The organism is Oceanobacillus kapialis (genome assembly GCF_044790185.1).
Classification (GTDB): Bacteria; Bacillota; Bacilli; order Bacillales; family Amphibacillaceae; genus Oceanobacillus_B; species Oceanobacillus_B kapialis.
In genome coordinates, this window is the sequence record NZ_CP085256.1 from 2,098,432 (window position 1) to 2,111,143 (window position 12,712).

14 protein-coding genes are annotated in these 12,712 nt (G+C 37.7%); 8 read left to right on the forward strand and 6 right to left on the reverse strand.

Features of this window, described 5'->3' with window-relative positions; genetic code table 11:
- The first annotated feature begins 224 nt into the window (after nt 1-224).
- The 8 genes from LG273_RS11060 to sigK all read left to right on the forward strand — a co-directional run bounded on the left by LG273_RS11060 (nt 225) and on the right by sigK (nt 8,030).
- Nucleotides 225-2,546 carry a Na+/H+ antiporter subunit A gene (locus LG273_RS11060; RefSeq protein ID WP_379564573.1) on the forward strand — a complete coding sequence of 774 codons (2,322 nt, stop codon included), beginning with the start codon at nt 225-227 and terminating at the stop codon, nt 2,544-2,546.
- Complete coding sequence (locus LG273_RS11065) at nt 2,546-2,884, forward strand: Na(+)/H(+) antiporter subunit C (protein WP_379564575.1); 339 nt, start codon at nt 2,546-2,548, stop codon at nt 2,882-2,884. Before LG273_RS11060 ends, LG273_RS11065 begins: the two co-directional genes overlap by 1 nt.
- Nucleotides 2,877-4,358: a Na+/H+ antiporter subunit D gene (locus tag LG273_RS11070; protein ID WP_379564577.1), complete on the forward strand. Its 1,482-nt coding sequence runs from the start codon at nt 2,877-2,879 to the stop codon at nt 4,356-4,358. Before LG273_RS11065 ends, LG273_RS11070 begins: the two co-directional genes overlap by 8 nt.
- Nucleotides 4,359-4,365: 7 nt before the next feature.
- Entirely contained in the window at nt 4,366-4,842 is a 477-nt protein-coding gene (locus tag LG273_RS11075) for a Na+/H+ antiporter subunit E (protein ID WP_379564579.1), read from the forward strand.
- Nucleotides 4,839-5,150: a Na(+)/H(+) antiporter subunit F1 gene (locus LG273_RS11080; RefSeq protein ID WP_404453552.1), complete on the forward strand. Its 312-nt coding sequence runs from the start codon at nt 4,839-4,841 to the stop codon at nt 5,148-5,150. The genes LG273_RS11075 and LG273_RS11080 overlap by 4 nt, the downstream gene beginning before the upstream one ends.
- Entirely contained in the window at nt 5,131-5,520 is a 390-nt protein-coding gene (gene mnhG, locus LG273_RS11085) for a monovalent cation/H(+) antiporter subunit G (RefSeq protein ID WP_379564583.1), read from the forward strand. The genes LG273_RS11080 and mnhG overlap by 20 nt, the downstream gene beginning before the upstream one ends.
- Nucleotides 5,521-5,649: 129 nt before the next feature.
- Entirely contained in the window at nt 5,650-7,125 is a 1,476-nt protein-coding gene (locus LG273_RS11090; RefSeq protein ID WP_404453556.1) for a UDP-N-acetylmuramoyl-L-alanyl-D-glutamate--2,6-diaminopimelate ligase, read from the forward strand.
- Between the two features lie 200 nt (nt 7,126-7,325).
- Nucleotides 7,326-8,030, forward strand: a complete 705-nt coding sequence (gene sigK, locus LG273_RS11095; RefSeq protein ID WP_379564586.1) for an RNA polymerase sporulation sigma factor SigK — start codon at nt 7,326-7,328, stop codon at nt 8,028-8,030.
- A 53-nt stretch (nt 8,031-8,083) separates the two neighbouring features.
- Here the strand turns inward: sigK and LG273_RS11100 are convergent, their stop codons facing one another.
- The 6 genes from LG273_RS11100 to LG273_RS11125 form a co-directional block, all read right to left on the reverse strand.
- Nucleotides 8,084-8,314 carry a YrhC family protein gene (locus LG273_RS11100; RefSeq protein ID WP_404453560.1) on the reverse strand — a complete coding sequence of 77 codons (231 nt, stop codon included), beginning with the start codon at nt 8,312-8,314 and terminating at the stop codon, nt 8,084-8,086.
- 69 nt (nt 8,315-8,383) lie between these two features.
- Nucleotides 8,384-9,073, reverse strand: coding sequence for a 5'-methylthioadenosine/S-adenosylhomocysteine nucleosidase (gene mtnN / locus LG273_RS11105; protein WP_379564590.1), 690 nt, complete (start codon nt 9,071-9,073; stop codon nt 8,384-8,386).
- A gap of 24 nt (nt 9,074-9,097) precedes the next feature.
- Nucleotides 9,098-9,793 (reverse strand): DUF1510 family protein, encoded by a 696-nt coding sequence (locus tag LG273_RS11110; protein WP_404453563.1) that lies wholly within the window; start codon nt 9,791-9,793, stop codon nt 9,098-9,100.
- Between the two features lie 76 nt (nt 9,794-9,869).
- Complete coding sequence (locus tag LG273_RS11115) at nt 9,870-10,136, reverse strand: hypothetical protein (protein ID WP_404453566.1); 267 nt, start codon at nt 10,134-10,136, stop codon at nt 9,870-9,872.
- 239 nt (nt 10,137-10,375) lie between these two features.
- A complete protein-coding gene (locus LG273_RS11120) occupies nt 10,376-11,773 on the reverse strand; it encodes a type VII secretion protein EssB/YukC (protein WP_404453569.1) in 1,398 nt (465 codons plus the stop codon).
- Nucleotides 11,774-11,785: 12 nt separating this feature from the next.
- A complete protein-coding gene (locus tag LG273_RS11125) occupies nt 11,786-12,691 on the reverse strand; it encodes a serine/threonine protein kinase (protein WP_404453572.1) in 906 nt (301 codons plus the stop codon).
- Between the last annotated feature and the right edge of the window lie 21 nt (nt 12,692-12,712).

A 12,712-nucleotide genomic window follows, 5' to 3' on the forward strand; every position in this document is an offset into this window, starting at 1 on the left:
AAATAACAGGGGTTATTTATTTTTCTTGGTTTTATATTGTGTTAAACTAATCATGGAATATTGGGGTAAACTTAGTCTATAAATTACCTGAATTACAATTACATTGAATGGAAGCGAAACCTAATTGATTGCCATGATGATTAAAACCAATTACCTAATGGAAGAGTAAAGGATTTACACATAGAAAACACCATGAAGACATTTATAAGGAGGAATACCATTAGATGATATTTGCTGTATTAATACCACTTCTTGTTGCTTGTTTTATTCCTGCACTCAGCAAGGCTAAAAGTAAGATACATACTGGAATATTTGCTTTCTTTGTCCCATTTTTAATCTTCTTATATTTTATTAGGTTTGTAGGAGAGGACTTCACTCCTGTTCGTCAAACCTACAACTGGATCCCATCGATGGGAATCAACTTAGATTTTTATCTCGATGGACTTAGCTTATTATTTGTCCTTTTAATAAGTGGCATAGGTTCACTCGTTGTCCTTTACTCCATCTTCTATCTTGATAAACAAGAACGATTAGGGCATTTTTACGTATACCTATTATTGTTTATGACAGCAATGCTAGGTGTTGTTCTCTCGGATAATGTGTTTGTTCTATATACTTTTTGGGAACTAACATCGATTTCTTCCTTCCTACTAATTGGGTATTGGCACTTTAAGGAAAGATCAAGATATGGTGCTTTAAAATCGATGCTAATCACCATTTTTGGTGGTTTAAGCATGTTTGGTGGATTTATCTTACTATCTGTTATAACGGGTACGACAAGTATCCAAGCGATGATTAGTCAAGCAGATGTTATCCTTTCAAGTGATTATCTGCCATTAATTCTCGCTTTGATATTGCTTGGTGCTTTTACTAAATCTGCTCAATTTCCATTCCATATTTGGTTGCCAGATGCTATGGAAGCACCAACACCAGTTAGTGCATACCTCCACTCAGCTACGATGGTTAAAGCGGGTATTTTTCTGATTGCAAGATTTTCCCCAATTTTCTCCGGGTATGAAGGATTTTTTGTTGCGGTAAGTTTAGTAGGAATTATCACACTTTGCTGGGGCTCCTATATGGCTGTTAGACAAACGGACCTAAAGGCAATTCTCGCCTTCTCTACTATCAGTCAGTTAGGTATGATTATGGCAATGTTAGGATTCGGTACAACAATAGCCGTTTTCGCTGCCGTTTTCCATATTCTTAACCACGCTACATTTAAGGGCAGCCTGTTTATGGTTGCTGGTATTATTGATCATGAAACAGGGACTAGAGATATTCGGAAACTGGGTGGGTTATTTACACTACTTCCTATCTCTGCAACCTTGGCCATATTTGGAACCTTTTCCATGGCAGGCGTCCCTTTACCATTCTTAAACGGTTTCTATAGTAAAGAGTTTTTCTTTGACTCAACAATTCACTTAGAGAATGCTTCCTTGCTAGCAAATCTTATTCCTTATCTGGCAATCCTTGGAAGTATCTTTACCTTTGTATATTCCATGTATTTCTTTTTCGGTGTATTTACTGGACCTAAAAAACTCGATCAATTGCCGAAAAAACCACACGAAGCACCTTTTGGAATGCTCTTGTCACCAATCATTTTAATTTTAGGAGTTATCCTTATCGGTCTATTCCCGAAAATGATCAATGCTCCTTTCATTCAGCATGCTGCTGAAGCAATCAACAGTAACGTTGAATATCACAAAATAAGTTTTTGGCATGGTTGGGACTACACGCCATTGCATATGTCCTTAGCTGTTGTTGTAATCGGCCTTGTCCTCTTCCTAACCAGAAAAAAATGGACCGGGATATACAAGGCACTTCCTGGAAAATTAAGTTTTAACAAAGTTTACGATGGACTTGTTAAAAAACTGGATACCTATTCAGCAGGTATTACAAATTCTTATATGACAGGATCTTTAAAGCTTTATATGACATTAATCCTTGGTACCATGATTGTAGTGACTATCGGCTTCATGCTTGTGACAAACGGATTTACGATTAGTACAGACAATTTGGCTGAGATTACAGTCATTGAAGTAACTGTCGCAGCTGTCATGGCAATTGCAGCAATTGCAACGATCTTTACTAGACATAATATGGCTGCCATCCTTATCCTAGGCGTAGTCGGTTATGGTGTTGCCATTTTATTTGTCATTTACAGGGCACCAGATATCGCCCTAACGCAATTTGTTGTAGAAACCATAACAGTAGCATTGTTTTTACTTTGCTTCTATCATTTACCAAAGTTACGAAAAACAGATGATTCTAGTGGATCCAAAATTATGAATGCTATCATAGCAATCGGCTTTGGTACGATGATGACGTTAATTGGTATCTCTGCACATAGCACAAACTGGTTTGACGTTATCTCAGATTACTTCCTAGAAACCTCATATAAACTAGGCGGCGGGGATAATGTTGTGAACGTCATTTTAGTAGATATGCGTGGACTAGATACCTTATTTGAAATTGCAGTGCTCGGTATAGCTGCACTTGCGATCTTTAGCCTCATTAAACTTAAGAAAAACAAGGAGGCGAAATAATGGAGTTTTTAATTCTAATTTTATCTGGAATATTGTTTGCGACAGCCATCTATAATTTGCTACAAAAACAATTATTGCGTATTGTTATCGGCACTGCCCTACTCTCCCACGGCGCCCATCTTTTTATTTTAACAATGGGGAAGCTAAAAACCGGGCAACCTCCGATCCTTACAGAAGGGGTTTCTGATTATACTGATCCCCTTCCTCAGGCTTTAATTCTAACTTCCATTGTTATCAGTTTTGGTGTGACTAGCTTACTTCTTGTGCTGGCGTATCGGACGACAAAGGAAAATAATACAGACAATATGGAACAATTAAGGGGTAAGGCAAATGAGTAATTTAGCAGTTCTACCGATCATACTGCCGCTAATCGCGGCCATTGTATTAATCTTTTTCAATTCGAAGGTAAAAGTATCACGTTCCTTAACTAAAATCTTTTCTTTAATTGGGCTTGGATTAAGTGGTTATATTGCTTGGGAAGTGATAAATAATGGTACGATTACAATGCAAACAGGGGATTGGGTCGCACCTTATGGGATTATCCTTGTAATGGATTCCCTAGCGGCAGTTCTTGTCTTAACGACAAATGTAATCGCCGTAGCGTGCGCCTTTTATGCTCCAGCTGCGGGACTAGGAGAAAAAGAAAAATTTTACTTTTATCCATTTTTCTTTTTCTTAATTACAGGTGTTTCAGGGGCGTTTATTACGGGAGATTTATTTAACCTCTTTGTTTTCTTTGAAGTTTTGCTTATGGCATCCTACGCATTAATTGTGCTTGGGGGCGATAAGGTACAATTAAGGGAATCACTGAAATACTTGCTTATAAATCTATTTTCTTCAATGCTCTTTGTAACAGCTGTAGCATTTGTATATGGGGCATTAGGTACAGTCAATATGGCACAGATTGCGCAACGTGTTCAAGAAGCGGAACAACAAGGTATATTAACTACAGTAGGAATTCTTCTATTCTTTGTTTTTGCTACAAAGGCTGCGTTGTTCCCTCTTTACTACTGGCTTCCGAAATCATATATTGTTCCAAATCCTGTCATTTCTGCTTTATTTGGAGCTCTATTAACAAAGGTTGGAATCTATTCAATCTTTCGTGTGTTCACGCTAATTTTCGTACATCGAATTGAATTAACACACGATATCTTTATCTGGTTTGCAGGCTTGTCGATGGTATTCGGTATTATTGGTGCCCTTTCCACTACGAATATCAAGCTGATCGTTGCGTATAATATCATTCCTGCAATAGGGTTTATCCTACTTGGAATAGGTGTTATGAACGAAACGGCAATTAGCGGGTCTATCTACTACCTGGTTCATGATATGCTTATTAAGTCAGCACTGTTTTTACTAATGGGGGTTATTGCTTATGTTGCTGGTACGTCTGATCTAAGGAAGATGGGCGGCCTTCTTCATACATACCCGTTACTAGGTTGGCTTTTATTCATCGCAGCTTTCGTTTTAGCTGGTATTCCGCCATTCAGTGGTTTTATAGGAAAACTGCTTCTACTGCAAGGAGCTTTTAAGGGTGAGCACATCGTGATTATTCTCATTGGACTTTTAACAAGTCTACTTATTCTGTATTCCATTGCCAAGATCTTTATCAACGCATTTTGGGGAGATAAAGACGCCATGGGACATATAGAAAAGAAATCAACAAAAGGAATGGTTGCTCCCATTGTTTTTCTACTAGCCCTTTCTGTGATATTGGGGCTTGGGGCAGAGTATTTCTACACCATTGCAGACTCCATTGCTGCGTATATAATGGACCCACAAATATATATTGATTCCGTTTTAAAGGAGTAGTGAGCTAATGGCATTTCAGATTGTTATAAACTTAATCATCGCATTCTTATGGATGTTCCTAAGTGAATCGTATTCTGCTCCCAGTTTTATAGCTGGTTACTTGTTAGGTATCCTTCTGCTATTCATGTTGCGCCGTTTTGTGCCAGACACATTTTACCTGAGACGGTTCATGAAAATTCTAGCTCTCCTATTACTGTTTATGAAAGAATTGTTATCTTCCAATTTGGAAATCGTTAAACTAGTTTATAAACGTAAACAGGATTTTGAACCAGGCATCTTTGAGTTGCCTATTGATGTAAAAAGCAATTGGGAAATAACTTTACTAGCTAACTTAATTTCCTTAACGCCTGGTACTCTGTCAGTAGATATTGCTCATGATAATTCTAAAATTTATATTCATGCAATGCACATACATGACAGAGAAGAAGCCATTACATCTATTAAGGATACCTTTGAAAAAGCAATACTGGAGGTGACAAGATGACAGATGTTTTAAACATGACAGAGAATATTTTAAGTATAGCTGTCACGATCAGTTTTGCAGGAGTAGCCATATCCCTTTTATTGCTTCTGTATCAAGTGATTATAGGACCAACTCAGCCAGATCGCGCCGTTGCTTTAGATGCAATTGGCATAAATATCATGGCTCTAGCTGGAATTATGGCAATCTATCTTGTAACATCTAAACTCAATGATGTCATTCTCCTTGTTGGGATACTCGCGTTTTTAGGAACGCTTTCCATCGCAAAATACTTAGAAAAGGGTGTTATCATTGATAGAGACCTTAATTAATATCATCATTAACATTCTGGTAATTATATCTTTACTAGCAGGGACCTTTTTCATATTGTCCTCCTCCATCGGCATTGTACGATTTCCAGATGTCTACACAAGACTTCATACTGCTACCAAGGCTTCCACTTTAGGCATTGCCTTTATATTAATTGCAGCTTTTTTATATCTCTATGCTGCACATTCTATTGTAAGTGGAAAGTTATTGCTGGCAATTGTGTTTATATTATTAACGGCACCGGTGTCCGCTCACATGATTGGTAGAGCCGCCCATGCCAACGGGGTAAAACCTTTCTTGAAAAATCGTGGAGATGCTTATCAGGAAGCTAAAGATATTTATGTCAAGGAACATTCATCCGAAAAAAACTAAAAGCGACTATTCTATTAGTCGCTTTTTTCTTTAAAGGAAATTAATGTCCTGTAAATACCACAATAAACGATTAGTCACATACCGATATGGGTAAAATAAGACAACGAAGAAAGATTTGAGGTGACGGCAATGAAAACAAAAAACTTACTAGAAGTTCTCCAAGTCAAACAAATAATTGGCCTTCTTCCTGAGAAAATTAAATCGATCCAACAAGATTCTAGAAAAGTTGAAGAAGGTTCCATGTTCGTATGTATTAAAGGCTATACAGTTGATGGACATAACTTTATTGAAGAAGCCTTAGAGCGTGGTGCAACTACTATAGTAGTTGAGGACAATCCGGGTATTCATGTAAAAGGTGCATCAATCATTTTGGTGCCAAACACCATGAAAGCACTTGCTCATTTAGCAAATAAATTTTATAACTATCCTTCTAAACAGATGGACGTAATCGGCGTTACAGGAACAAATGGAAAGACAAGTGTCTCTAGTCTTATCAATAAATTACTCGAGGGAGTTGGTCGAAAAACAGCTCTTTCTGGCACGAACGGCATGACAGTTGCGGGAGAAGTGACGGCTACTAGTAACACTACCTGTGATATACTAGAAAACCAGAAACTATTTAGAGATGTTGCTGAACAAGGAGTAGAAGATGTTGTGATGGAAGTTTCCTCCCATGGTTTGGCTCAAGGCAGAGTTTGGGGAATCGACTTTAATATTGCTGTTTTTACTAACCTGACTCAAGACCACCTGGATTACCATCAAAGCATGGAGCAATATGGGCAGACAAAAGGCTTGTTGTTTGCCCAGTTAGGTAATGACACAGCAAGGAAGAAGTTTGCTGTCCTTAATAGCGATGATCCATGGTCTAAAAAGTATGAGTACATAACTCCTGCTGAAGTTGTCACATATGGTATTTTAGAGAATGCTAACTTTAAAGCAAAACAAATCCAGTATCTTGAGGATAAAACAGTATTTACGCTAGAGAGTATAGAAGGAGAATTTTCTGTAGAAACCAGGCTTCTCGGCGAGTTTAATGTATACAATGTGCTTGCCGCAATAGCTACATTATTTGTAAAAGGTGTGCACGTTTCTAAGGCTGTAGCGTTACTTAGGTCTATTAATCCCATTGAAGGAAGAATGGAACAAATACCAATCGATGCACCGATAAAGGTTTACCTTGATTACGCCCATACACCTGATGCTATCCGTAGCTCTATTGCATCTGTTGCGCACTTACAACGAAATCGACTAATTTATGTCGCGGGTACAGGTGGCGACAGAGATAAGGAAAAACGCCCCCTTATGGCACAAGAAGCATCTGTTGCCGAGGTCGTAATTCTAACCATCAATGATGTGCGAAACGAAGATCCTCAGGAAATTCTACGTGGTATGGAAAAAGGAATGCAACATAAGAATTATGGTATGCTAGCTGATCGTAAAGAAGCAATCGAGCATGCGGTGGAAATTAGCGAACCAGGTGATATTCTTATTATTGCCGGTAAAGGGAATGAACAATACCAAATCACAGGGACCAAGAAAGAGCATCATAGTGACAAAACTGTTGTAACAGACTGTATCAAACATAAATATAATATCCCTATTTAAAAACAATTATGGATATACCGGTCTAAAAACATTGCAAAACCACGTAGAATACCGCAAACCTCTCATATTGCACTAACTAAGTACCTCATTTGAGGTGCTTTTTTTATTATCTTTTAGAGGACAGACACAAAACGATTTAATCAACATAAAATTGAATTATAGGCATTAGCCCAGCCGGCACTTTTAGGAGGTGGATATACTTGTCCGGAATATTAAGCGTGCTTGCTCTTCTCATAAAAGAAGCCCTCTTCTTTGTTTCCTATGTAAAAAACCATGCATTCCCTCAACCACTCCCCCCAGAAGATGAAATTAAATATTTAAAGGAAATGAAAGAAGGAAGTGAGACGGCCCGTAACAAACTCATCGAGCATAATTTACGCTTAGTGGCACACATTGTAAAAAAGTTTGAGAACACCGGTGAGGATGTAGAGGATTTGATTTCCATAGGCACCATTGGCCTAATCAAAGGTGTAGAGAGTTTTTCTGTAGATAAAGGCACAAAACTCGCGACATATGCTGCCCGTTGTATAGAGAACGAAATCTTAATGCATTTGCGTGCATTAAAGAAAGTTAAAAAAGATGTTTCTCTCCATGATCCGATTGGGCAGGATAAGGAGGGCAATGAAATCAGCTTAATCGATATTCTAGAAGCTGAAAACGATAATATTATCGAATACATCCAATTAAATATGGAAATTGCCAAGATGCAAGAATACTTTACGATTTTAGATAAACGAGAAAAGGAAGTTATTATATACCGTTATGGTTTAAATGATCATAAGGAAATGACACAAAGAGAAATTGCCAAGATGCTCGATATCTCTAGAAGCTATGTTTCAAGAATTGAAAAGCGTGCTTTAATGAAGGTTTTTCATGAGTATTACAGAAAAGAAAGAAGAGGTTAAACGATACAGAGAGCTTATAGGCTAAAACAAATAAATGAGCGCTGATTTTAAAATCAACGCTCATTTTCTATTTTTTTCTTTATGTTTAACTGTTTAACCGCTAAAACGATACCTGTTACGATGCCACCGAGTGATAAAACGAATAAAATATCCCCATGTGCAGAGGGTTTCAAATACGTATTAATGATGGCACCCATATATAGATAACTGCTTAAGATTAATAAAACAGCAATAAACCTTCGATAATCTTTCATTTTTAATTCTAATTTCTTTTGTTTATCCAATACGTCCCCTCCTCTATACGCATGATAACATAAAATATACATGCATCTAGAAGGTAAATATTGGACATGCTACATGCTTTTAACCATTGACATAATAAGGTTGGCCGCGTTCTTCGCTGCTTTTTCAAGAAATTGATCAAAAGAAACTGATGATTCTTTTCCTGCAATGTCTGATAGCGCCCGAATCACCACGAAAGGTTTGTCATAATGATGGCAAATCTGAGCGATGGCTGCCGCTTCCATTTCTGCGGCAATCATATCAGGAAATTTTTCTCTTACAAAAGATACTCGCTCTGGATCCTGCATAAACGAATCACCTGTCGCAATAATCCCTTCCTGATAGTTCAGTTCCATCTCTTTTACAGCGTTGATAGTCTTTAAAACAAGGGCTGTATCAGCATCGTACATTGCCGGCATGCCAGGAACCTGACCGTAAGCATAGTTAAAAGCAGTTACATCAACATCATGGTGAACTACTTGTGTGGAGATCACAACATCACCTACTTCCAAGTTCTCAGCAAATCCTCCAGCAGACCCAGTGTTAATAACATGTGTAGGGGTATACCTCTCATGCATAATCGTGGTCGCCATCGCTGCATTTACTTTGCCAATCCCTGATTGAAGGATGACCACTTCTTTTTCGTTTAACTGCCCTTTTACAAACCTGCATCCGGCAATGTTTTCTTCTTGTTGATCTGTTACGTTTTCTAGAAGTAAGGCTACTTCTTCGTCCATTGCGCCTATAATACCTATTGTCATGATTATGCCTCCGATTTATGCGAATTATCTGTTAACCTGTACTTCATTTAATACTTCTACCTTGGTTGGCTGCCAACCTTCATTTTCAACCCAGGATAGATAGACACGGTAAATTTCTGTTTGCGCCTCATTAGAAACTGTAGCTTCCACCTTTTGGTCACCGCCATTACCAACCCAATGCGTTGTCATAGTGTCGGCGTCAAGCCCTGTAGCTACTTCCACTGCGCGGGAAATTTCCTGCCTATCCTGAGAGCCATCGTCATAATTGGTAGTATGCGGGCCTTCTTGTTCTGTACCAATTGGTTCCCAATTTCCAGTATATGCTTCACTTACATTTTCCCCGGTAGGTTCAACCTGTTCCGTTTGAACATCATCAGATGACTGACTTTCGTTCTCTTCAGTGTCGGTATTTGTTTCTTCTTGATTGTTCTCATCGGTTCCCTGTTCTTCTGAATCAGAGGAATTGCTGTCATTCGAATCGGTATTCTGTTCATCCGATTCTGTTGTCTCATTATTATCTGTTTCATTTGTAGAATTATTTTCTTCTGTGGTTTGCTGTGTCTCTGGTGCTTCTTCATCATCTCCACCACCAAAGATCCAAATACCAAGCAATACGACAACAAGAAGAGAACCAGCTATCATTAGAACTGAAATAGATTTTGTATTTTTTCTTCTTTTTTCAAATTTATCAACCCTAGAATGTCTATCGAAGTCGTTCATGTGTTTCCCTCCCTATGTTTATTCTACTATATTATCATATTTTCAATATAGAATAATATGATAGGGATATTACAATTTATTCACCACCACCGCCACCGTCGCCAGATCCTCCGCCAACAGGGCGAATTGGCCCAAGGGTTAAGCCAATGATCACGAGAAAAACTACTAACACTATTATGGTAGATACAGTAACTCCAGAGGCCATGTCGTCAACTACTCCAATGCTTACTAGAAATTCACCTAGTGCTTTGATCAACCATAAAACTGCGCCGACCACTGCCTCTTTAATCACGGTAAATGCTGAACCTAACCATTCTAATACACCATCGAACATTTCAGCCATAGCTTACTTTCCCCTCTCCAAACAAATATTTACATAACCAGTTTACAACTCAATATTTGCTGATAATTAATTCCTTTAACTCTTTACTAACACATTGAATTTTCGTTATTCAACAATTTTAAAGTAATGCGTACTTCTTCTTACGCTCCAAACCGGCAAACGGTTCTAAAAATAGAAAAAATACTGGATAGATTTATAATACTATTCAGCATTTTTTCTGTTTCAATAGAAAGATCTATCTAATTTTTTAATTTTTCAATTTCCTCATTTAATTTATCCAATCTCTCTTCTCTTTCTTCCTTGTCCAAATCCTCATTATCCTCAATTTTTTTCTTCTCTATCTGCAAGCTTTCGATCTGGATTTGTTTGTTTTTAAGCTCTTTTCCTAACTTCATTGCTTGTTTATTGTTCTCAAATTCAATGTGGCTATTTGCTGCTAAAAGTTTTGCATGTTTATTATCAGGTATTTGTTTATAGAGGTCTAATACTGCTTTATAGTCTTTATTTAGCCATGCTTGTTCAATTAATACCTCAGGTGTGTTGGAGGATAAAGAAAGAATGGCCTCTCTTGCATTTTCATTATCAAATTCCGCTAGCTTTTCGACTACTTCAGGATGATAAGACTCATCTATCGAAGCAGCTTTTGTAAGACTATCTACCGTATTTAACGTAATATATTGTCTCACTAATGTTTGCTCATCACTTTTTTCAAGAGTTTTTACTTTTTCAAAGTTCGCGATTGCTGCTTCTGTATTACCAGCAGTTGCTTCTTGGTATCCTTTTAGAATTAGTTGGCTTTCATCTAACTCCTTTTGCAGTTCTTGATTTTCTTCCGTTAAAACTTGTTCCTTTTCACCTTGCTCCGTCTCAAATGCACTTGCTGATTCCGTCATCGGAACTACCTTGATGAGATATAGTCCAATTATGCCGATTAAAACCCCAATCAGGACACCTGACATTGTAGATAATTTTACCTTTTTAGATTGCGTTTTTTTCTCGGTGACTTGGTTAGTTGTTGGCTGTTTCGGTTTAGTTGGAGTAGATGCTACCGCATTGCTCTTCTTGTCAAAAAGCTTACTCAATTGTTCGACAGACCTTGCTGTAAAAATGGATTGTAAAAACGGATCATTTCCTAACAAGGAATTTTGCTTATCTTCGACTAGTTCAGCAAAACTATGGTTGCTATAAAGAGATAATAAGAGTGGCTTCAAATCATGTAACAAGCCTTGATCAGAAAATTCTTCGGGTGGCAGAACTGAACGTATACCTCTGTGTGCAAAATTTACGTCGCCTTGGTTATTTACATAAATGTTGGCAGGGTGGAGAAACGTACTAAATTGTGTACCAACAAGGTCTTCTATTTGCAAAAGACTATCTACCATTTTTCTCTTTTGCTGATCATTCATCGTTTCTATGTTTGGAAGTGAAACGTATCCCGGCTTTTTCTTATAAAAGATGGTTACTACGTCTTCTTTCACTTGATAATGTTGACATGAAAAGAACAATGTTTTCTCTCTCTTTAATTCTTCGAGCTGTTCTGGATCTATAAGGTTCGTCTCTGTTTTAGGAATTTCATATTTAACCAAACCTTCGCTTTCCATAATACGCCCATATGGTAATTCAAAATGCTCGCTCATCATTTCGCCTCCTTACAATACAAAGAATAAAAGAATTGTTGCAATAATTAATAATGAACCCGTAACAAAAGGAAACCACTTCTTACTAGATGTCTTCTCCTCTTGCTGGCTTGACCATTCTTCACCCGCTTTTAATAATTGTGCCTTTGCTTCCATAACATCCTGTATCCGGTCTTCTGGATTTAATTGGACAAGCTGATCAATGCACCGTGCAAGACTTTTGGGGATATTCGGATTAAGTGATTTAATTGGCTGCTGTGAGACATAAACATATTTTCCATCTGATAATAAGTAATACAGCAATGCTCCAAGTGAAAATAAGTCTGTGCGATGATCTGTTTGTCGTTTTTCAAATTGCTCAGGTGCTGCAAAGCCAACTGTACCGATTTGGACTGTATCCTTCATTTGTTTTTCTTGATATTTCCTGGAAATCCCAAAATCGATCAGCTTAATTTGGCCACTCTTTTTCATTAGAATATTTCCAGGTTTTATATCGCGATAGATTATTGGTTGTGGTGTCCTGGTATGTAAGTAATAGAGCACGTCACATAGCTGTACCCCAATATCCAGAATACGATCAAGCTCTAGTTTATTCGTTTCATCCGCCAGATAATCTGCTAATGATTCACCTTCTATATACTCTAAAACAAGGTAGAAATAATCGTCATTTTGAAAAAAATCAGCAACTTGTGGCAACGTTGGATGGTCTAGTTCACTAAGTAACTTGGTCTCATCCACAAGTTTTCTTGAAAGTTTACTAGACATATTGGAAACTTTTACAGCCGACTCCCTGTCTGTATTGTTGATTTCCTGTATGCGGTATACTTCAGACATGCCACCAGTTGCGATATGTTCCAATACCTTGTATTTATCACGTAAAATATCACCTGGTTTTATAAAAATGTTATGTTTACTCATTTCGTTAACACCCCATGGCTC

Excerpts from the sequence above, each read along its gene's own strand:
- LG273_RS11120 (WP_404453569.1), bottom strand. The coding sequence starts at position 11,773 with ATGAGCGAGCATTTTGAATTACCATATGGGCGTATTATGGAAAGCGAA.
- LG273_RS11070 (WP_379564577.1), top strand. The coding sequence starts at position 2,877 with ATGAGTAATTTAGCAGTTCTACCGATCATACTGCCGCTAATCGCGGCC.
- LG273_RS11065 (WP_379564575.1), top strand. The coding sequence starts at position 2,546 with ATGGAGTTTTTAATTCTAATTTTATCTGGAATATTGTTTGCGACAGCC.
- LG273_RS11125 (WP_404453572.1), bottom strand. The coding sequence starts at position 12,691 with ATGAGTAAACATAACATTTTTATAAAACCAGGTGATATTTTACGTGAT.
- mtnN (WP_379564590.1), bottom strand. The coding sequence starts at position 9,073 with ATGACAATAGGTATTATAGGCGCAATGGACGAAGAAGTAGCCTTACTT.
- LG273_RS11115 (WP_404453566.1), bottom strand. The coding sequence starts at position 10,136 with ATGGCTGAAATGTTCGATGGTGTATTAGAATGGTTAGGTTCAGCATTT.
- LG273_RS11075 (WP_379564579.1), top strand. The coding sequence starts at position 4,366 with ATGGCATTTCAGATTGTTATAAACTTAATCATCGCATTCTTATGGATG.
- LG273_RS11110 (WP_404453563.1), bottom strand. The coding sequence starts at position 9,793 with ATGAACGACTTCGATAGACATTCTAGGGTTGATAAATTTGAAAAAAGA.
- LG273_RS11090 (WP_404453556.1), top strand. The coding sequence starts at position 5,650 with ATGAAAACAAAAAACTTACTAGAAGTTCTCCAAGTCAAACAAATAATT.
- LG273_RS11060 (WP_379564573.1), top strand. The coding sequence starts at position 225 with ATGATATTTGCTGTATTAATACCACTTCTTGTTGCTTGTTTTATTCCT.
- LG273_RS11080 (WP_404453552.1), top strand. The coding sequence starts at position 4,839 with ATGACAGATGTTTTAAACATGACAGAGAATATTTTAAGTATAGCTGTC.